Origin of the sequence: Gordonia sp. LUNF6, from assembly GCF_047041125.1 — a bacterium.
Lineage (GTDB): Bacteria > Actinomycetota > Actinomycetes > Mycobacteriales > Mycobacteriaceae > Gordonia > Gordonia sihwensis.
Genome location: NZ_CP178182.1, coordinates 26,360 through 45,093, shown reverse-complemented (window position 1 = coordinate 45,093; position 18,734 = coordinate 26,360). Strand labels below are relative to the sequence as shown.

Genomic DNA, 18,734 nt, shown 5'->3' with positions numbered 1-18,734 from the left:
CAATGGTCCATCAGGAAGTCGACGGCCGCTGGTGGAGCGGCGTATCGAGCGAAGAATTCAGGCTCAATACACGTGAACCCTTCGTGCTTCCAAAGGTTGTAGAACAACCACCCGAGTGACAGGAAGTCGTCTGCTCTGGAGTTGCATGCGACGACCCACCCTGGTCACTCAGCCACGCATTGAGCTCAGTAACTCGTGCTTCCCACTGCTGACGAGTAGGTCGTACCTCCCACTCTGACCTCGCGGACCTCAACACTTCTGACGCCTTTTCCAGGAGCTGCGCTGCACGAATGAACGACGCGGCGCGATCGGAGTGTTCCTCGACGTTCAGGAGCCCGGACGTAAGTCCGCGCAACGCTGTCGACTGTTTGTTCGCTCCGAGTTCAATCTCGGTCGCCAGTTCCTCCGCTGACGCGGATAGCCGGAGTCTGCTCTCAAGCGCCTCGAGTTCCTGGTATTCATCACTTGCCTTGAGCTGCTCGAGATGGCGCAGACGACCCCGCACCTCTTCCAGCTCGCCTCGAATGCGGTCGGCCTTCTCCAACTCGGCGAGCAACTGCCGCAGCTTGTTTCGCTCAGCCTTAAACTTCAGCTGGAGCGATTCATACTCCTCGTCCCACTCTGGTCGCCGAATCTGCGGCATATCATCGAGGATGGTCAGGAAGCTCTGCGGCTCTGATGCCAGCTCATAGATCTGCTTTTGACTGAACACGCGAACCGGCACCCGGTCGGACACACGCCCAGCCTGTGGCTGCCATTGGGATCCGTCCCAAAGCTCGATCTTCGATTGCGTTGGATCAGACCCGGCCCACGTCACCTTCAATGAGCGTCCGTCTCTGACGTACTCGACGGTGATTCGAGTCTCGCTGGTCCACCACCGATGATCCGACTCGACGACGGGATCAAATCTAACTAGATCACCGGCAATGCCTTTTGGCAATTCGCTTGTCCGGCCGAGCGCGAGCCGGAGGAGCTCGATGACAGTTGACTTGCCCACACCGCGGCCGCCGATGAGGCAATTCATCCACGGGCCGAACTGGTACGTTTCGGTGGCTCCTCCGTGGCTCACCTCGAGCGAACGGATATAGCCGTGGTCAACGTCGTTCGGATCGTCGTAGTCCTTGCGGCACCGCCGGATCGACTCGAGCGGATCTGTAAGCGCCAAGCGCAGACCCTCAAGGTCGAGGCGTTCTGCCTTGACGAGGGTGAGGTGCGTGCCGGGTGCCTTAGCAGAGTCCGGGTCTGAGTGAGACCCAGTGGTGAGATGGTGTGCGTCGGAACCTAGGAGCGGCACCCAGCCTGAGGCGTCGGCAGTGCTCAGCGCACTATCATCGATCACCTCAACGGCGTGAATGTGAGGACTTTCACGCAGGACGGCCAAGTCGCGTGGATCGATCCCGAAAACACCCTGCTTCTTGTCTGCATGAGCAGGTACGAACAGTCCACCTAGCTCGTTGACGATCTTCGCCGCAGTTGCAACCGTCACATCGGCCGTTTGGTCACTGCCTCCCCGGGTGCCCTTGTACTGGCACAACGTCAGCGTCTGGTTGACAACCTCGGCTGGGCTCTGGGGATCGAAGATCGCGAGAACGTGAGTCCCATTAGTCACCGTCACCTCGACACCCGGGAAGATGACGAACGGCCTGAGTCCTGGATTCTCGGCCTTAAGATCGGCCAGCGCATCACGCGCTTGCTCGATACCTTCATGAGTGTTGTGATCGGTGACGACGATGCCATCCACGCCGGCGTCGATATAGGCTTGAATCCACTCCTTGAAGGTTGGCTTCGGAGCGCTGCTCCTCACGTCGGCGATACCGCCGTAATCAAATGACGCCGGGGAGTGCGCATGAATGTCAAGACTCCACCAACGCGCCCCCACACCCACCACACCCACCCCTTGATCCGTCATAGCATCGGTTCCGGATTCGTCGGAAACTCCAGCCTGCGTTCGCCCATGCTGAATGTTGTCACGCTAGATGCACTTTCGTGAAACATCCTCGTGCGCATGTTTCGAATCCGTCGAATACCCCGTCCTCACCGTAGGCACCAGGGCCCTTCGGTGTGGCCAAGCGCCCAAGCCCAGGGAGGCCCCAATACTGTTACTCCAAATGCGAGCGGTACCGAAGTGGTGGAGGACAGAGATGTGAGATCCAGTTGGAATCTCGCAAGTCGCTAACCTGGGTGTTTCATGGGGATCTGCGGATCGCTGGGCGAAAATAGACCGAAGTGCTTCCTGAGCAGGGGAAACTGGGACTTGTCTAAGGTTCCATGTTCTCCAGCAGAAAGCACTCGGTAGGTGAAGCGTACTTCGTGGTCGGCCGGTCTGTCCGTTACTGCTGATGGTGTCGGGGTGATCGCCCACGCCGGGGCCATCGTGCCTCGACTTCTGGCTGATCAGGTCGGTCTGACCGCCGAGCTGTCAGGGGCCATGGCTCGCCGACAATTCATCCCGATCCACGACCGCGGCCGTGTGCTGATCGACACCGCGGTGATGCTCGCCGATGGCGGCGAGTCCATCTCCGACATCGGCGTCCTGCGCCACCAATCCGGGGCCCTGGGCCCGGTCGCCTCGGCGCCGACGGTGTGGCGCACACTCGATGAGGTCACTGCCGGCAAGCGCAAGAAGATCCAGGTCGCGCGTGCCCGCACGCGGCGGCACGTGTGGTCCCAACTGCCCGGCGGAGTACCCGCATCGGCGTGTGCGGGGCGGGATCTGGGATCGACGGTCGTGCTCGATGTGGATGCCACCATCGTGGTCACCCACAGCGAGAAGGAACATGCAACTCCGACATATAAGCGCACGTTCGGGTACCACCCGATCGGCGTGTGGTGCGACAACACAGAAGAGTTTCTCGCCGCGAGCTTGCGCCCGGGCAACGCCGGGTCGAACACCGCTGCCGACCACATCGACGTCCTGGGCCAGGCCATCGCGCAGATCCCCGCCAGTCATCGGCGTGATCTGCTGATCCGCTCCGACGGTGCCGGCGCCTCCCACGACTTGCTGGAGTGGATCACCGAGCAGAACCGCGTTCGTGGTCGACAGGTGGAGTACTCGGTCGGCTTCGCTATCACTGCCCCGATTCGCCGGGCCATCGCGACCTGCCCCGAAGCCGCGTGGGGACCAGCGCTCAACCCCAACGGGGACATCCGCGACGGGGCCGACATCGCGGAGCTGACCGGGTTCCTCGCTCCCGGGATGCTCGCAAAGTGGCCAGACGGGATGCGGGTGATCGTACGCCGCGAGCGGCCCCACCCCGGCGCCCAGTTGTCGATGTTCGAGGAGATCGATGGATGGCGCTACCAGGCTTTTGTCACCAACACCGCCACCGGCCAGCTGCAGTTTCTTGAAGCCAGGCATCGGGCTCACGCCCGGGTCGAGGACCGCATCCGCCACGCCAAAGACACCGGCCTGGGCAGGCTTCCCTCGCGGGAGTTCGCTCTCAACCAGGCTTGGCTGGTGGCGGTGATGATCGCCGCAGATCTGGTGGCGTGGACTCGGATGCTGGCCTGCACCGGCGACGCCGCAGTTCTGGCCTTGTGCGAGCCCAAAGCGCTGCGCTACCGCTTCCTTCACGTGGCAGCCCGACTGGTCCGTAGTGGCCGGCGGCGGCGCGTGAAGATTCCCGAAACATGGCCGTGGGCCACCGCCATCGTCGCAGTGTTCAACACGATCGCCGCGATCCCAAAACCCGCCTGACCTCACCTGCCCGCCCACGACATCACCACCCGGAGACCCGCCCACCGGCAGCGCCAGCCGGCACACACGCACGCCCACACGCGAAAACAAGCCCGCCGTCACCCGACAGCAGCAGTCACACCGGCCCGTGAATCAGCGGGGCTAACAACACCTCTCGGCCATGTCCGGCACCTCTTACGTAATCATCGAACACTGCCGTGCAGCTGTCTATTTCATGGTCTCGTCGATGAAGGAATGCGGTCAGGCCTTCCACCGGCATCTCCACTAGTCACGAATGCGTGAGGAAACTGAACAACATCGAAGATAGACCGACGTATCGGAGTAGGTTTCAGAGTTCAACCGACCCCGTCGACGCATGGCGACTTGAGGAAGACAGCCATCACGCGGTGACGGTGTACAAGCCTGACGTCCACCACACGATCCCATACGGAATGGGGATTCGAGCTTCGGGATTCCGCGTCGGAACGCCGATTTGAGTGATCTGAAGTCTTTCCGACTCGTCAGTCCAGATAGACATCGCCGACATGTCCTGGCGGGGCTCCCTGATCGACCGCGTCGACTACGCCTACGTCGACGGAGCACGCGGCATCGTGCCCATCGGGAGCGGACGGCGGTGTCATACCGTCGTAGCAACACTGCAGGCCACGAGGGGTTGCGGGTAGCGCGGTAGGAGACCCTGGGTGGGGCTGGGACGGATGATGTTGACGGTGGCGGACCGGACGGAGATCGCGGTCGGACGGCGTGCGGGGATGACGGTCACGGCGATCGCCGAGCAGATCGGGCGCGACAAGTCGGTGGTGTCTCGCGAGATCAAACGCAATGCCACCAAGACGGGCGCGTATCAGGTGGTGCACGCCGACAAGCACGCCCGCGCACGGCGGGCCCGTCCGCAGACGAGGGCGATCGATGCTGACTCGGTGCTCGCCGACCGGGTACGGTCCGACCTGCGCAGGTCGCGGACGCCGCGCCAGATCGCGGGGAGGTTGAAGCTCGAGGCCCAAGACCCCACAGTGGATCCCATGACGGGTTCACCGAACGCGCAGGGCCGCCGCGTGTCACACGAGTCGATCTATCGGTGGATTTATGCTCTTCCGAAGGGAGAGTTGGCTGCTCAGGGCATCCTGTTGCAGTCCAAGCGCACCGCGCGTAAACCCCGCAAGTCAGTCGGTGAGCGGTCGGCGCGGATCGTGGGCATGGTCAGCATCGACGACCGCCCCGAGACCGCGGCCGATCGGCGGGTGCCGGGCTGGTGGGAAGGAGATCTGATCGTCGGGAAGGCCGGCCAGTCCGCGGCGGTGACCTTGGTCGAGCGCACCAGCCGGTACACGCTGATCCTGGGTCTGCCGGACGGGAAGAAAGCACCCGGCGTTGCTGATGTGCTGATCGATCACCTGCGAGGACTGCCGGAGTTCATGCGACAGGGCCTGACGTGGGATCAAGGCACCGAGATGGCCGAGCACGCCAGCGTCACCGTGGCCGCCGAGTTGCCGATCTACTTCGCTCATCCCCGCTCGCCATGGGAACGCCCGACGAATGAGAACACCAACGGCCTGATCCGCGAGTACCTGCCCAAGGGCACCGAAATCCCATCCGATCAGCTGTACCTCGAAGCGATCGCCCGCGAGCTCAACGAGCGGCCACGGCAGTGCCTGGGCTTCTACACTCCACGGGAAGTCTTCGAACGCCTACTGAAGGACAACGTTGCTTCCACGAGTTGACACCGCCGACATCAGGGACTCGTGGTGACTAAGTATCAAGCAGCCGGACAGCGTGTTGCCGTGATCTGGTGGGCAATCTTTCAGTTCTTGGTTACGGTGGCCTACTCTGCGGAAGCGATCCTGTGCATCTCGGCGCGGGCGATCAGTTTCAGGCGTGCCCTGCCGAGAGCGTGTCCGGCGTCCAGTTCGGCGTTGTTGATCCGTTGCCAGCCGTCCAGCCCGATTGGTTGTGTTCCGCGGCCGTCGAGCAGCGAGACGAGGTCCTCGCGGTAACCCTCGCGCGGTGTGTGAATTGGCCTGGCCTGGAAGTCGTCGATCACCGCCCTTGCTACCTCCCGCGCGTCGAGTTTGTTCATGCCTATCCCGCCGGTCGACCCTCGTCGTATCCAACCGGTCACGTAGATGCCATCCATCACGGTGTCGTCGTCTTGCAGCACCCGTCCGCCATCGTTTGGCACGGTGTTGGTGGCCGCGTCGAATGGCAGTCCTGCGATCGATGTTGCGGCGTAGCCGATTGACGGAATCACGAGGCCTGCAGCGGTGATTGTTTCCTGGCCGTCTGGCGCATGGAAGGTGATTGAGTCGACCTGGCCGTCGCCGCAGATCTGTACCGGCGTCGCGTTGTAGTGCAGCCGGACTCGCCGTCCATCGTCATGTGTAGGTCGTGTGCACTGCTGCAGTAGGTCGACCTTGGTCTGGATCGTCGAGTCCGCAGCAGCCTTCATATCGGCAAGAGTCTCCGGATCGACGACGACACTCACCCCGGGCGTTTCCATCAACGCCGCCAACTCTTGGTTGGTGAATGCGCTCTCGCTGGGGCCGCGGCCTCGAGCGAAGTCCGGCCAGCTAGTCTCGCCCGCCTGTTTACTACCTCCGCAAAGCGATGACAGCAATCCCGCCGCCGCGCAGCCTCAGCGCCGCCCTGGCCCGTCGGTCGCGGCCTGACGATGGTTTCCCGGCGCCGCATCTCCCGGCTGATCGTCGCTGGCGAACGGCCCAGTATCCGGGCCTGCCGGTAGCCGGCGTCGGTCAGTTTCTCGATCCGGACGCGCTCGAGCCAGGTCAACGCGTCCGCGCGAGGAACCCCGGCGGGCGATGGGGTAATCGAATGTGGTGGCACCACTTGAGCGTCCCTGACCGCTTCGGCCAGCCGCGTGCGGCCCACTGACACTCGGTGGCCGCCGAACACCCCTGCGACTAGGCCGGTCTCGGTCGGGGCTGACGCCGGCATCGATCTCGTCGAAGAATCGGGCCTTGACCAGTGGCGGCGTTCGGCGGCCACCGGTAATCGCCGGGACGATGCCGAACACACGCGTCCAGATCAGCGCAAGGGTCTGGGGCACACCCGCTACCGATACTCGACCGCGGTGCTGCAACTCACGAAAACCCGCTCCCGAACCTCAGGCGGCAACGGTAGTCGATCTCTGCCTGGCATACAGCACTCCAATCAGGAATGTCGCAGTCACCGATTGAGCCAAGACGTAGCGCCACCGCAAAGACCAACTGCGGCAACTGTATTGTGCAGGTTTCGCCTGCAGTACCGGCGCGGGTCGATATTGCCATTGGTGTGAAATGGACCTGTCCGACATCGGTGCAGACTCTTGGACGGTAGATGTCCAACAGGTGTAGTCACGTGTTAGCGCAACCTTCTATCACCGATTAGGCTATGAAGGCTCCGCTGTGCGAAGTCCTTCTGGGGCTCCGACATTGGCGCTGGCGCGGACGATCAGTTGCGGCTTGCACGTCTTTTCGGTATCGAGCTGAGCCCACATCGCATCGATCATCGGCTGCAGGAACAGATGTCCCAGCTGCCGCACCATCAGCCCGACCACCTGATCGGCGACTGGTCGGCTGGTCGATGCGGCACCTGCCGTGCGCAGTTCGATGACCTGGTTCCGCGATAGGTCGGTGAGCCGTTCCAGCAACCGGCCGTCGCCGCTCGGGTCGAGTAGCGCGCGACGCATGTAGCCGATGAGCGCCGGGTGCTCGTCGAGCATGCGCCGCACCGCCCCATCACGTGCGGCCGCCACTTCGGCAGGAGCACCGTCGCCCGGCACGGACGCGATCGCCGCGGCGTGGCGGTCGACGATGTACTGCTCGACCGCCGATCGCAAGCCGTCCTTGGTCTTGAAATGATGCTGCACCAGTCCGACCGCGACACCCGCGCGCGCCGCCACCGCTCGCATGGATACCGCCGAAACCCCTTCGGCGGCAAAGAGTTCCAGCGCAGCGTTACGAATGCGCGCCTTGGTCGTCAGATCGCTGTCGATCGGCTCCCCGCTGGACATGTCACCTCCACTCGAATGGACATCATACAGATTTCCGCATTTCAGTACATTTGCTCATATTCTAGGACATTCGTATAGTACGATGATCGATACCGTAGCAGGAGGATTTCATGGCAGCTCGAGAAGCAGTGATCGTGGGAGCGGTCCGCACCCCGGTCGGACGGCGAGGCGGCGCGCTGCGCAACTGGCATCCAGTCGATCTGCTCGGCCAGACACTGCGCACGCTGGTCGATCGGACCGGCGTGGACGCATCGCTGATCGATGACGTGATCGCCGGTTGCGTACTGCAGAACGAGGAGCAGGGCGGCAATCTCGGCCGGCACGCGGTCCTGGCCGCGGGACTGCCCGAGTCCGTGCCCGCGGTGACGGTGGACCGGCAGTGCGGCTCCGGACAACAGGCCGTCAGTTTCGCGGCGCAGGCGATCGTGGCCGACTGCGCCGATCTCGTGATCGCCTGCGGCGTCGAGTCGATGTCCCGGGTGCCGATGCCACCGGCGATGAGGCCGGGCGCGCCCCTCGGCCCGCAGTACAGCCCGCGCGAGCTGGTCCGCTATAACGTCGATTCGGAGCGCGGCGAGCTGATGGCGCAGGGCGCGTCGTCGGAGCTGATGAACGCCCGATTCGGCCTGACCCGTGCCGAGCTGGACGACTTCTCGGCGCGTAGTCACGAGCGCGCCTGGGCCGCAACACAAGCCGTCAACAACCGGTGAACAGCTAGACGCCGAACTCAGCCAGTGAATTATCCGCCGATGGTGGCGCTCTGGTTCAACCCCGTGGCGTTGCGATCCACGCTCTGCATGAGTGCGACGCAGCACACTATCCCTGGTTGGCTAACACCCGATTTCTTAAACGATTGGAGTAAGTGATGAAAATGCAAGCAGCGGTTCTCTGGGGTCCCGGTGAGGACTGGAGCGTCGAGGATGTCGAGCTCGACGGACCCCAGGAAGGTGAGGTGCTCATCCGCTACGAAGCGAGCGGGCTATGCCACTCCGATGATCACGCCCGCACTGGTGATATGCCGATCGCGGTACCCACCGTCGGTGGTCACGAGGGTGCAGGAGTCGTTGAAGAAGTCGGTCCGGGAATCAAGAACCTGCAGCCCGGCGACAAGGTCGTCTGCTCGTTTCTGCCAGCATGCGGGCATTGCCGGTGGTGCTCGACTGGGCAACAGAATCTTTGCGACATGGGCGCGTTCATCCTCGCCGGCACCATGCTCGACGGCAGCTACCGCCGCCGCGCCCGTGGAAAGGACCTCGGCGCCCTATCGTTGCTGGGAACCTTCGCTGAGTATGGGACGGTCCACCAAGAATCCGTGGTGAAGGTCGACGACGACGTTCAGCTTGATCGAGCGTGTCTGCTCGGTTGCGGAGTGACGACAGGTTGGGGGGCAGCGGTCAACACCGCAAAGGTCCAACCGGGCGACACAGTTGTCGTCATCGGCTGCGGCGGCATCGGCGCCAGCGCGATCCAAGGTGCCCGAATAGCGGGCGCCGAAAATATCGTCGCGGTGGATATCGTCGAATCAAAGAAGCAGCAGTTAATACCGCTCGGGGCAACACATTTCTGCACGAGCTTCGAGGAGGCCACTGCGCTTGTTGCAGACCTCACCCGCGGTGTGATGGCCGACTCAGCGATTCTCACAGTGGGGGTTGTCGCCGGCGAAATGATCGGACAGACGCTGGAGTTGGTGCGAAAAGGCGGCGTCGGGGTTGTTACTGGTGTTGCCCCGGCAACTGAGAACACTGCAACCATCCCGTTGATGATGTTCACGCTCTTTCAAAAGCGTTTGGCTGGAAGCCTCTTCGGCGAAGCCAACCCGAGAGCAGATATTCACCGGCTGCTCAGACTGTACCGAGACGGCCAGCTGAAGCTTGACGAGACTGTCACCGCCGAGTACCAACTCAGCGATATCAATCAGGGATATCAAGACATGTTCGATGGCAAGAACATTCGCGGGATCATCACGCACAGCCACTGAGATGCAAGCACGCACGGAGGAACACATGATCGACCAGAACACGCTGTTCATCGGCGGTACATTGTCACCAGCCCACGCGCCAGAGCGGATCGAGGTATTGTCCGCGGCCACCGAAGAAGTCATAGGAAGCGCACCAGCAGCAGATGCGGACGATGTCGACGCCGCGGTTGCCGCGGCACGACGTGCATTCGACGATCCTCGCGGCTGGTCGGCGTGGAGTCCCGACGAGCGCGCAGCAGCGATCGAGCGGTTTGCTGATGAGTTGGAGGCGCGTGCGCCGCAGCTCACCGAATTGGTCTCGTCCCAAAACGGGATGCCGATTGCCATCGCCGGAATGCTCGAGTCCGGGCTTCCCGCGACCGTATACCGGTATTATGCGAACCTCATTCGGACTACGGAACTGGAGCAGACACGTCCAGGCCTACTCGGTGGCCGCGCGATTGTTCGCCAGGCCCCAGTCGGAGTGGTCGCCGCGATCGTGCCGTGGAACTATCCGAACCTGGTCACTGCACTGAAGGTGGCGCCTGCGTTGGCCGCCGGCTGCACCGTAGTGGTGAAGCCCAGCCCAGAAACAGTCTTGGATTCCTACATTTTCGCCGAAGCGGTCGTTGCTGCGAACATACCGGCGGGAGTCATTAACATCGTTCCTGGGCGGGCGAGTACTGGCTCATACCTCGTATCCCACCCAGGCGTCGATAAGGTCACGTTCACCGGATCGACCGCCGTCGGCCGTCAAATCGCAAAGACCTGTGGCGAGCTACTCCGCCCAGTCACGCTCGAGCTCGGTGGAAAGTCGGCAGCGATCATCCTCGACGATGCTGACCTCACTGCGAACATCGAGGGACTTTTTCAGGCGACGCTACTGAATAACGGTCAGACCTGTGTGCTGAATAGCCGAATTCTTGTTCCTCGCACGAGGTTCGACGAGTCCCTCGAACTCTTCGCCGGACTCGTCAACGGTGCCGTCATCGGTGATCCACTTGATCCGAGTACACAGGTCGGACCGTTGGTCAGCGCTGCGCACCGCAACCGAGTGGAGGCACACATCGCAAAGGCCAAGAGAGACGGTGCGAACATTGTTGCCGGCGGCGGTCGGCCAGCCCACCTCGATCGTGGCTGGTATGTCCAACCCACCCTTTTCTCAGACGTTGATCCGTCAAGTTCCCTTGCACAAGAGGAAGTATTCGGACCGGTACTCGCTCTTATGCCATACGACGATATCGGTCAGGCGGTTCAGATCGCCAACGACTCCGCATACGGATTGGCTGGCACCGTATGGACCGCTGATGAGTCTCACGGTATCAAGATCGCCGAACAAATCGAATCCGGCACGGTAGGCGTCAACTACTACATGCTCGATCCCGTTGCGCCATTCGGCGGTATCAAAGCGAGCGGCTTAGGCCGCGAACTCGGTCCCGAAGGTCTCGCGGCGTGCATGCGGACCCACACGACGTATCTGTCAACGAGCGCGTAGCCGCCCGCGTGTCGTTCCTGCCGCACTGTCCACCGCGCGCAGGAACGACACCGCACTGATCGTGAGGTTATTTACATGACGGCGACCCACAACGACTGGCGCTACGGCGACAAAGTCATAGTGCCAGCACCGTACGCAGTGATACCGGCGTTTGGCTACGTCATCGGTGAACCCGACCGTCTCGGATCCATCCCCATTCGCATGGACGACGGATCCGCCAGCTGGTACCACGCAGACACACTCGTCCGGCTTGCAAGATGATGACGTAACCGCGAGGGATGTCCCGGCGATCTTGTGAGACTTTCTTACTGCTAAGAGCTGCGCTTCGCACGGTGCCGGAACCGTCGGTGATGAATCATCCGGCCAGCATCCGTCAACTGACGAAGAACGCCGACCCGATTCAGTACCAACGACTCGCCACCATCCGGTGTCAACGAGCTCTGTCTACCTCTTGGGATGGTCGCCAGCAACACTGACCCCGGCCGTCGACGAGTACAGCTCGCCCCCTGGGCGAGCATCAGTGTGGCGCCCGAATGCCGAAGTTTGTTCGGATGCTAGTGACCAAAGCCGCCCGCGTGGCGAGCCGAGAGAACGTGTGGCTGAGGTTGACTGAGTCCACTGGCGTGCCGACCTCAGTGGAGCACAACGGCCGTGCCCGTGCCTTGCGCTGCCAGCTTGCAGTTTCAGATCGGTCAGACGGCTGCATTGCCGACGCAAGATCCCGACTAGTCTCGGCGTCAGGCACAACACCCGGCTAGAACGCCTGGTCTCGATAGCAGATGCTCTTGTGTATGTCAGGTTGGTTGGCGTGTTTGTGCTGGTAGGACGGTGTTGTAGACCTCGCGGGCAACGTATCTTTTCAGGCATCTGATGGCTTCGCGTTTGGTTTTGCCGTCGGCGATGCAGCGGGCGAGGTAGTCGCGGGTGGGTTGGTGGCGGCGGAGCCGGACGGTGACGATGGTGTGCAGCGCCCGGTTGGCTTGCCGGTTCCCGCCGCGATTGAGGCGGTGTCGCACGGTTTTCCCGCTGGATGCTTCGATCGGCGCGACGCCGCAGAGTTTGGCGAACGCGGCTTCGCTGGTGACGCGGCCGGGGTTGTCACCGAGCGCTACCAATAGGGTGGCGGCGCTGTTGGGTCCGACGCCGTACACGGTGAGCAGGGCTGGGCAGGCGTGGGTGGCGAGGCGGCCGATCTGATGTTGCAGGCTGTCGGCTTCGGCGGCCAGGTGCTGGTACCGAACCGCGAGCCGGTATAGCACCAACAGCACTGATTCTGTTGGGGTGGAAGGATTGTCAGCGAGGCTGAGTTTCGCGCAGGTCGACACCAGGCGGCGTGGGCTCAAACCGGAGAGCTGTTCACGGACCGGGGCGGGTGCGGTGACGAGTAGGTCTTGCATGGTGGTGATGGCGACAGTTTTAGCATGCACGGCACTGGTGCGGGTGAGCGTGAGGATGCGGAGCATCTCGATATCGGCGCTTGTGTGGATCATCGACGATCGATCGCCGCTCGATCGGCGCACTACCCGCGCTTGAGGCCTGCAGGTGCGGCCAGATGTGGCCGGCCTCGACGCCCAGAGCGGTGGCGATGAGGTAGGCCGATTCATCGCTGATCTTCTCGCCCCGCCGCGCCCGCGTGAGGGTGCTGTCCGACACTCCTAGTCGGCGATGCGGTCCACGATCGCACGGCGCTCCATCTCATCCGGTTCGACAGAAGTACTGGAATTGCCCGACGACTCGGCATGAGTCTGCGTGGATGCCGCGCCGCCGTGGTGGTCGTCCGATGCCATGCCCGGCCTTTCTGTCGTGATCGCTGGAGCCGATGGCGCTCACTGTAACCGCTCGGCCGGTGACCATAGTTGGTCCATGTCATAGACCAGCGGCGGGTGGGCCCTTACTGGTCACGCAGCGGCGTGTCGCTGACGTCTGGCTGACTGGTCGGTGACGGCAATTGACAGCCGCTGACCCGAACTGACCTCTGATTGATATGGAACTGACAGCACGGCGTCCTGTTGTGTGGGTTGTGCACCAAACATGGTGCATACCAACTACATTCACTCAGGAGATGCAGTCATGCGTTTGAAAATCGATACGACCGATTCCCGGTTTCTGGTGACCAAGGTTCCGGAAATCAAACTGAGCTTCGATACCGGTGCGCCCCGGCTGGACCCGGCAACAGGGCTGGCCCAGTACGTCGTGCAGATGCTCGCCCTCGACGAGAGCGGCGGCGAAATCCTGAACGCGACGGTCGTGGGTGATCCAAAACTATCTGTCACCCAGCAGGTTTCGGTGACCGGCCTGGTTGCGATTCCCTGGAGTCAGGGAGACAGGTCGGGCCTCGCATTCCGCGCCGCGTCCATCACCCCCGCCGACACCACCGCGGCAACGCGGCAGAAGTAGCAGGTCGGCCAGGACGATCCTGATACGACCGTCCTGGCCGGCCATCGCCGGGCCACGTGTGGGCCCGCACACCAGTCCTCACGTCTCATCGAGACCTCGTTTCGCCTGCGCACCAGAGGAAACCACCTCATGAACAACACCCCCTCAACACCCAGCAGCGGTACACCCGATACCACTGCCGACGACATCGCCGGATCGATCGTGACCGGCGTGTGGCGACTGGTCCGATTCATCCTGGTGTGGGCTTGGCGCCTCCCCGTGGTCTCGGTGCCCGCGATTAGTCTTGGTGTCCTGAACTGGCAGACCGGACTGTTCTGGACCATCTTCGGCGCGGTTCTGATGGTCGTGGTCGTTATTGCGTGGGCGATGTGGTATCTGGCCTCGTTACGACAGATCACGATTGACCGCGTTGCTGGTCGCGAGCGTGGTGAGCGCTCACCGACGGCCGGATGCCAGCTTTCATGGCTGGATCGACACTGGAGGCCACGTGTACTCCCAGCTGACTGAGTCCATGAAAGCGTGCGGGCTCCTCACCGTCGACAACCGAGGACAAGCCCGTATCTGGCGCCATGCAGTTTCCGGGGCTCAACTCGCGGTGGCACCGTCCGGCAACTGGGATGAGTGGGGTACCCCTCGCGTCACGTACTGGCATCCGGCGACCCCAGCGGAGCTCATGGAGATCCGCAGCTGGCACCTCGGTCAATGGGACGGATCAAGCTCTGCTGACTACGGCAACATCCTCGACGATGCCGAACGGCAGCTCGCCAAACGCATCGCCGAGACCGGCTCCGGGGCCTGAGTCGCAGCACTGGCGGAAGAATGCTTCAGCTACCAGGTTTCACAGAACGAGCACAGGGCCGAATTGATCGGACTCGGATTGCGACGGCCGGCCCCGGGCGGTCGCATGCAACAACTGGCGTCAGAAGAAGCCGATCCGAGATGCCGGACCAAACATTGAACGCCTCCGGTAGATGGCGATCAGTGAGTCACTGGCCGCTCTGCTGCATCGAATCCACGTCCATCCAGACCGTGTCTGATGAGGAGTAAATGAATGAGCGGTGACAACAAAGAGTCCGATTCTGAGGAGCGTGTCATCGAATCAGTCGAAGAACTGCGCTGGTTACGCATGAACGACGAGCTTCTATGGTGGGGACCAAAACGCATGCGCCCGCGACACTCCCCATGCCTCTTCGACACTACGCCGCTCGTCCCCTACTGGGATGACAACGGTCTTCCGACAGGGGGTTACGGGCTGAGGGCTTCTTGTGCGCTTAATGGATGGGTGTTGAATCTCGACGGTCCAGGGGTATTCCCGATCAAAGTCAGACGTAGCGTTTAGTTCCCGGCCGAGTAGTCTTGAGTGCTAATCACCCCGGAAAGTAGACCACGATAGATCGAAGGCCTGCCGCGAGGACCCTGGTCGCGGGGCGCCCAAGAACCTCTTGCCACTAACCGGTGAACCCTCGCCCCGAACACCAGGACTTACTGGTGAATCACGCGAGTGAACTCCAAATATTTATCGCGCAGCAGAAGGCCCCCAACTCGTGAGAAGTTGAGGGCCTTCTTGGGTAAGTCTGGCTTGCGGCTGTTGATGCTTAGAGGTGAGCCAGCTCGATGTGCGGCTCGTCGGGGATGTCAGTCCACGACCCACCCCATACGAGTCCGAGCTCTGCGGCCTTGGCTGCGATCGCCGAGGCCTGCTCGGGGGTGAAAGTCCCGCTCGCGCCCTGGCCGGCGTGGCGTTCGAGATTCAGATCGATTGCGGTGCCGCTGCCGTGATTGCTGTAGCTGACGTTGCTTGGGGGAACTAGTGCCGGCTCGGCCCACGACCAGTCGTCTCCGTTTCCGAGCGACACCGGCTCGATAGCCGCATCGAACCATGTGACGAATGCCTGCAGTTTCTCAGTCGGCGCACCGGGCGCAGTCCAGAACGTGACTCCGTTCACGCTCCACTCGACTGTCTGGTCCTGACTGATCAGGGGGAAACCGTTCTGTGACAGCTCTGCTGCGTGTGCCGGAGCCGAACAGAGAACAGTACCGCCTACGCCTGCCGCGGCGACCATTGTTGCCACGAACGAACGCATGCCAAATTTTGACATTGGCTGCCTACCTTCTGTTGTTGTGTGAGACCGTCCAAATCTCGCTTTCAATACTAATGCCGAAGCTCCTGAGATGACGCAGGAGGCAACCGCATTCAGGCAGGAACGATGAAATCCGCCCTTGACGTGTCCTATTTTAGGACATATGGTGAAGGTACCAGGTAGGGCATGTAGGCCCAGCCGAGGCCCGAAGGGGAATCGCATGACCATCACGCGCACCGACATTCACTCTTACGTCGTCGAAGCGGCCGTAGGAGATGAGTTCGACGCCGAGACTATCGATCGACTCACCGACGCCGTTGTCGAAGCAGCGCCGCTGAGCACATGGTCGCTGCAGGGGACCGAGTACGTGTCTACGGCCCTCGACGTCGAAGCGTTCTGGTCGCTGGTCGAGACGATCACTGCGCGTCCCTCCGACGCGGGACGGACCGACCAGGATGAGACCCTGCAGTGATCCTGCGTGCCACCCAGCTTCCTCAGATTCGCAAGCAGATGGTCGCAGCCCTGCGGGCCGACGCTACCAAGGCCCGATCACTCGACCCCGCGATCTGGGGAAGCGGCCACGACCTCCCTGCACGACTGTGGGACGCCGAAGCAGATGGACTGGAAACGGGCTCCTTGTGGTGGGTCTCCCCCGACATGACGACCCTGGCCCTCGACACGGCACTGTCCGGGAGACGTCTGCCCGAGTGGGAGTTTCCTTCCGAGCACCGCACCGGTCTGGTCGTCTTCGACGGCGGCCTGTCGATGCAGTTGCCGCACAGCGACCGAACCGTCGACGCGATCTCCTGGACCCGATTCGCGGAGGCTCCGCAACATACGGCACTGATGGGTGACTTACGAGTGTCCGGCTGGACGAAGGCTGCGGTGCGCGCTGGCGGCCGAGCCGGGCTCGAGAAGCTGCTGATGCCCGAACCGGCAGACACCACGGACTTGGAGTCGCTGGCGCACATGACAATCAGCATCGGTGAGGCGTTGATGTCGCCGGAAATCGTGCTCTGGCGGATCCTCATTGCAACCATGCTTCTCTCACAGGAACCGAAGGTGGCCGGCACCCGCCCAGCGAACCTCGCTACCGATGGCCACCCACGAGAGACAAGGAACAGGCCGATCCCGGAGGTCACGGTCATCGATCTGCGAACGGTCCGTGATTGGTCGGTCGGCCCGGACGGCACCGCGGCATCGGCCGGCGACCGCCACTACTCGTGCCGGTGGATCGTGCGCGACCACTGGAAGACCTACCACGTCGGCCCGGGCCGCTCACGCAAAGAGGAGCGATGGATCGCCCCCTACGTCGCCGGCCCAGAAGGTGCGCCGCTAATCAGGAAGGAACGAGTGTGGGTATGGAGACGATGACCGGAGCCGAGTTCCGCGTAGCTCGGGAACGACTAGGCGTCACCGGAGCCTGGATCGCCGCCCAACTCGGAGTCCAGGACCGTACTGTCCGCCGCTGGGATGCCGGGACCTCGGTCATCCCGCCGAGAGTCGCCGCCCAGGTCCGCAGCATGCTCGCCGCAACCGACGACTTCATCGACCAAGTCACCGCCGCCATCCGCGAGGACGGCGACACCGTCGTCCCGATCTACATCGATGACGAACAACTCTGGGAACACTGGCCCGACGTGACCTACCCAGCCTCCTGGCACCGCGCGGCCCTCGGCCGCGTCGCCGAACGCATTCCCGGACTCCGCCTTCGGTACATGCACGAGGAGGTCCCCGAATGACCAGTGAGGCCACGCTGCTGCTGCGACTGGCCGGCCCCACCCAAGCCTGGGACGTCCATCGCGCGCAACCCGACTTGACTCGCCGACCAATCAAACGGGACCTGAGCCCCGAACGCCTCGCACCCACGAACACCGGCCTGGCCGGCCTGCTCGGATCAGCCCTGGGCCGCTACCGCATCGCAGGACCACCGCGCCACGCCCGACCGGAGCTCGCCGACCTACTCGCACTCGACATCGTCGTCCGCGCCGACCAACCCGGCCGCGCCCGAACCGAGTTCCGCACGACCCGGCGCCGGACCCAATCCCGAATGATCGTTCAACCCCTGATCGAGTCCGTCCTCGACGACGCCGTGTTCCTCGCCGGGATCGGCGGCGACCGCGCGTTCCTGGATCAGATCGCCGCGGCCCTTCACGCCCCACGATGGGCACTGTTTCTCGGCCGCCGGGAGTATCCACCGACCTACCCTCTCCTGCTCGGCGTCGTCGACGGAGATCCCGTCGACATCCTCCGCGCCCACGACTGGATCGCCGCTCCCTGGTACCGCCGCACACAACCCCGACGCACCGAAGCACGCCTCTACCGCCCACGAGACCAACGCCGCGCCACCGAACTCGGCTACATCCAGATCGACAACCCCGACGGCTACCCCGACCGCATCTCGCCAGGAGCTTGGATCGACGCACTCATCCCGCCGACCAGGAAAGGCTGAGCAAACCCACCTACCACGAAGAAGCCTCGGCGCCGCCCCGAAACGGCTGCGCCGCGGAATGAGAAGGGTCCGCAGATGCGCCAACACCTGCGGACCAGAACCCACCACACGGAAAGGCCCCGTGACGATGAATCCAGCCACCAACCTACTCGCCGAAATCACCGAGTACCTCCACGCCGACGACGTCGTGCGCAACGCATCCACGCCAGCAACGCGACTGGCCATCGCCGCCACCCTCATCCGCAAGATCCCCCGCCACGGAACCCCCGCACAAGCCGGATTCCGACTCCGCCTCGAAGACGAACTCCTGCTCACGCCCGCCACGGACGCCCCCTGATGTGGCGCCTTCACGCCGCCGGCACCGCCGCTGCCGGCCTCGCCTACGGTGTCCTTCTCCTGACTCGTATCCTCACGATCAGGTAGACACTGACCCAACGCCCTCAGCCGAAGAATCGCCCCACCCTCCGAATCACCGGAGGGTGGGGCGATGTCGTGCGCGCATCTTCCCTACGCGCACCCGCGACACTAGCCCACCCCTACGACAGAGCCAGATCGATCGTCGGGTGACCCGCGGCCGGAAATGGCGCTGGCGCACCGATGCCGTGCCTACTGCCGGCGATCCGCAAGCAGCCGCGGTGCCGAACCTGCT

General features: G+C 62.9%; 19 protein-coding genes and 1 pseudogene. 13 read left to right on the top strand and 7 right to left on the bottom strand.

Annotation, left to right across the window (positions count from 1 at the left end; genetic code table 11):
- Positions 1-10: 10 nt before the first annotated feature.
- Entirely contained in the window at positions 11-1,909 is a 1,899-nt protein-coding gene (locus tag ACK8HH_RS18875) for an AAA family ATPase (protein ID WP_182374532.1), read from the bottom strand.
- Positions 1,910-2,296: 387 nt separating this feature from the next.
- On the opposite strand from ACK8HH_RS18875, the gene ACK8HH_RS18870 reads away from it, so the two are divergent.
- Together ACK8HH_RS18870 and ACK8HH_RS18865 are read left to right on the top strand one after the other, a co-directional pair.
- A complete protein-coding gene (locus ACK8HH_RS18870) occupies positions 2,297-3,697 on the top strand; it encodes an IS1380 family transposase (RefSeq protein ID WP_067476669.1) in 1,401 nt (466 codons plus the stop codon).
- Positions 3,698-4,395: 698 nt separating this feature from the next.
- Positions 4,396-5,415, top strand: coding sequence for an IS30 family transposase (locus ACK8HH_RS18865; protein WP_174316897.1), 1,020 nt, complete (start codon positions 4,396-4,398; stop codon positions 5,413-5,415).
- A gap of 101 nt (positions 5,416-5,516) precedes the next feature.
- On the opposite strand, the gene ACK8HH_RS18860 is transcribed toward ACK8HH_RS18865, so the two are convergent.
- The 3 genes from ACK8HH_RS18860 to ACK8HH_RS18850 form a co-directional block, all read right to left on the bottom strand.
- Positions 5,517-6,176, bottom strand: a complete 660-nt coding sequence (locus ACK8HH_RS18860) for a hypothetical protein (protein ID WP_182374531.1) — start codon at positions 6,174-6,176, stop codon at positions 5,517-5,519.
- A 14-nt stretch (positions 6,177-6,190) separates the two neighbouring features.
- The gene (locus ACK8HH_RS18855; RefSeq protein ID WP_350339598.1) at positions 6,191-6,646 is read right to left on the bottom strand and encodes a helix-turn-helix domain-containing protein; all 456 of its coding nucleotides are present in this window, start codon (positions 6,644-6,646) and stop codon (positions 6,191-6,193) included.
- Positions 6,647-7,079: 433 nt separating this feature from the next.
- Positions 7,080-7,703: a TetR/AcrR family transcriptional regulator gene (locus tag ACK8HH_RS18850; protein ID WP_182374529.1), complete on the bottom strand. Its 624-nt coding sequence runs from the start codon at positions 7,701-7,703 to the stop codon at positions 7,080-7,082.
- A 110-nt stretch (positions 7,704-7,813) separates the two neighbouring features.
- Here ACK8HH_RS18850 and ACK8HH_RS18845 point away from each other — a divergent pair.
- From ACK8HH_RS18845 to ACK8HH_RS18835, 3 genes and pseudogenes are all read left to right on the top strand, one after another.
- Positions 7,814-8,398 (top strand): annotated as a pseudogene (locus tag ACK8HH_RS18845) (steroid 3-ketoacyl-CoA thiolase); the annotation flags it as partial.
- 170 nt (positions 8,399-8,568) lie between these two features.
- Positions 8,569-9,681 (top strand): NDMA-dependent alcohol dehydrogenase, encoded by a 1,113-nt coding sequence (locus ACK8HH_RS18840; protein WP_258325138.1) that lies wholly within the window; start codon positions 8,569-8,571, stop codon positions 9,679-9,681.
- A 25-nt stretch (positions 9,682-9,706) separates the two neighbouring features.
- Positions 9,707-11,155 carry an aldehyde dehydrogenase gene (locus ACK8HH_RS18835; protein ID WP_182374527.1) on the top strand — a complete coding sequence of 483 codons (1,449 nt, stop codon included), beginning with the start codon at positions 9,707-9,709 and terminating at the stop codon, positions 11,153-11,155.
- A 794-nt stretch (positions 11,156-11,949) separates the two neighbouring features.
- On the opposite strand, the gene ACK8HH_RS18830 is transcribed toward ACK8HH_RS18835, so the two are convergent.
- Both ACK8HH_RS18830 and ACK8HH_RS18825 read right to left on the bottom strand, forming a co-directional pair.
- The gene (locus ACK8HH_RS18830) at positions 11,950-12,645 is read right to left on the bottom strand and encodes a transposase (RefSeq protein ID WP_182374526.1); all 696 of its coding nucleotides are present in this window, start codon (positions 12,643-12,645) and stop codon (positions 11,950-11,952) included.
- 165 nt (positions 12,646-12,810) lie between these two features.
- The gene (locus tag ACK8HH_RS18825) at positions 12,811-12,942 is read right to left on the bottom strand and encodes a hypothetical protein (protein WP_258325139.1); all 132 of its coding nucleotides are present in this window, start codon (positions 12,940-12,942) and stop codon (positions 12,811-12,813) included.
- 283 nt (positions 12,943-13,225) lie between these two features.
- On the opposite strand from ACK8HH_RS18825, the gene ACK8HH_RS18820 reads away from it, so the two are divergent.
- From ACK8HH_RS18820 to ACK8HH_RS18810, 3 genes are all read left to right on the top strand, one after another.
- Positions 13,226-13,552, top strand: coding sequence for a hypothetical protein (locus ACK8HH_RS18820; protein ID WP_182374525.1), 327 nt, complete (start codon positions 13,226-13,228; stop codon positions 13,550-13,552).
- A gap of 129 nt (positions 13,553-13,681) precedes the next feature.
- Positions 13,682-14,059, top strand: a complete 378-nt coding sequence (locus tag ACK8HH_RS18815; RefSeq protein WP_412475747.1) for a hypothetical protein — start codon at positions 13,682-13,684, stop codon at positions 14,057-14,059.
- A gap of 4 nt (positions 14,060-14,063) precedes the next feature.
- On the top strand, positions 14,064-14,351 hold the full coding sequence (locus ACK8HH_RS18810) for a hypothetical protein (protein ID WP_412475746.1): 288 nt from the start codon (positions 14,064-14,066) through the stop codon (positions 14,349-14,351).
- 796 nt (positions 14,352-15,147) lie between these two features.
- On the opposite strand, the gene ACK8HH_RS18805 is transcribed toward ACK8HH_RS18810, so the two are convergent.
- On the bottom strand, positions 15,148-15,498 hold the full coding sequence (locus ACK8HH_RS18805) for a M15 family metallopeptidase (RefSeq protein WP_244874927.1): 351 nt from the start codon (positions 15,496-15,498) through the stop codon (positions 15,148-15,150).
- 355 nt (positions 15,499-15,853) lie between these two features.
- On the opposite strand from ACK8HH_RS18805, the gene ACK8HH_RS18800 reads away from it, so the two are divergent.
- The 5 genes from ACK8HH_RS18800 (at position 15,854) to ACK8HH_RS18780 (ending at position 18,422) form a co-directional block, all read left to right on the top strand.
- On the top strand, positions 15,854-16,105 hold the full coding sequence (locus ACK8HH_RS18800; RefSeq protein ID WP_006897791.1) for a hypothetical protein: 252 nt from the start codon (positions 15,854-15,856) through the stop codon (positions 16,103-16,105).
- Entirely contained in the window at positions 16,102-17,007 is a 906-nt protein-coding gene (locus ACK8HH_RS18795) for a hypothetical protein (RefSeq protein WP_006897792.1), read from the top strand. The genes ACK8HH_RS18800 and ACK8HH_RS18795 overlap by 4 nt, the downstream gene beginning before the upstream one ends.
- A complete protein-coding gene (locus ACK8HH_RS18790; protein ID WP_006897793.1) occupies positions 16,995-17,375 on the top strand; it encodes a helix-turn-helix domain-containing protein in 381 nt (126 codons plus the stop codon). Before ACK8HH_RS18795 ends, ACK8HH_RS18790 begins: the two co-directional genes overlap by 13 nt.
- Entirely contained in the window at positions 17,372-18,085 is a 714-nt protein-coding gene (locus ACK8HH_RS18785) for a type I-E CRISPR-associated protein Cas5/CasD (RefSeq protein WP_006897794.1), read from the top strand. Before ACK8HH_RS18790 ends, ACK8HH_RS18785 begins: the two co-directional genes overlap by 4 nt.
- 121 nt (positions 18,086-18,206) lie before the next feature.
- Positions 18,207-18,422, top strand: coding sequence for a hypothetical protein (locus ACK8HH_RS18780; protein ID WP_045539841.1), 216 nt, complete (start codon positions 18,207-18,209; stop codon positions 18,420-18,422).
- Positions 18,423-18,734 lie beyond the last annotated feature (312 nt).

Excerpts from the sequence above, each read along its gene's own strand:
- ACK8HH_RS18820 (WP_182374525.1), top strand. The coding sequence starts at position 13,226 with ATGCGTTTGAAAATCGATACGACCGATTCCCGGTTTCTGGTGACCAAG.
- ACK8HH_RS18790 (WP_006897793.1), top strand. The coding sequence starts at position 16,995 with ATGGAGACGATGACCGGAGCCGAGTTCCGCGTAGCTCGGGAACGACTA.
- ACK8HH_RS18835 (WP_182374527.1), top strand. The coding sequence starts at position 9,707 with ATGATCGACCAGAACACGCTGTTCATCGGCGGTACATTGTCACCAGCC.
- ACK8HH_RS18800 (WP_006897791.1), top strand. The coding sequence starts at position 15,854 with ATGACCATCACGCGCACCGACATTCACTCTTACGTCGTCGAAGCGGCC.
- ACK8HH_RS18875 (WP_182374532.1), bottom strand. The coding sequence starts at position 1,909 with ATGACGGATCAAGGGGTGGGTGTGGTGGGTGTGGGGGCGCGTTGGTGG.
- ACK8HH_RS18785 (WP_006897794.1), top strand. The coding sequence starts at position 17,372 with ATGACCAGTGAGGCCACGCTGCTGCTGCGACTGGCCGGCCCCACCCAA.
- ACK8HH_RS18855 (WP_350339598.1), bottom strand. The coding sequence starts at position 6,646 with ATGCCGGCGTCAGCCCCGACCGAGACCGGCCTAGTCGCAGGGGTGTTC.
- ACK8HH_RS18865 (WP_174316897.1), top strand. The coding sequence starts at position 4,396 with ATGTTGACGGTGGCGGACCGGACGGAGATCGCGGTCGGACGGCGTGCG.
- ACK8HH_RS18850 (WP_182374529.1), bottom strand. The coding sequence starts at position 7,703 with ATGTCCAGCGGGGAGCCGATCGACAGCGATCTGACGACCAAGGCGCGC.
- ACK8HH_RS18830 (WP_182374526.1), bottom strand. The coding sequence starts at position 12,645 with ATGATCCACACAAGCGCCGATATCGAGATGCTCCGCATCCTCACGCTC.
- ACK8HH_RS18810 (WP_412475746.1), top strand. The coding sequence starts at position 14,064 with ATGAAAGCGTGCGGGCTCCTCACCGTCGACAACCGAGGACAAGCCCGT.
- ACK8HH_RS18840 (WP_258325138.1), top strand. The coding sequence starts at position 8,569 with ATGAAAATGCAAGCAGCGGTTCTCTGGGGTCCCGGTGAGGACTGGAGC.
- ACK8HH_RS18825 (WP_258325139.1), bottom strand. The coding sequence starts at position 12,942 with ATGGCATCGGACGACCACCACGGCGGCGCGGCATCCACGCAGACTCAT.
- ACK8HH_RS18815 (WP_412475747.1), top strand. The coding sequence starts at position 13,682 with ATGAACAACACCCCCTCAACACCCAGCAGCGGTACACCCGATACCACT.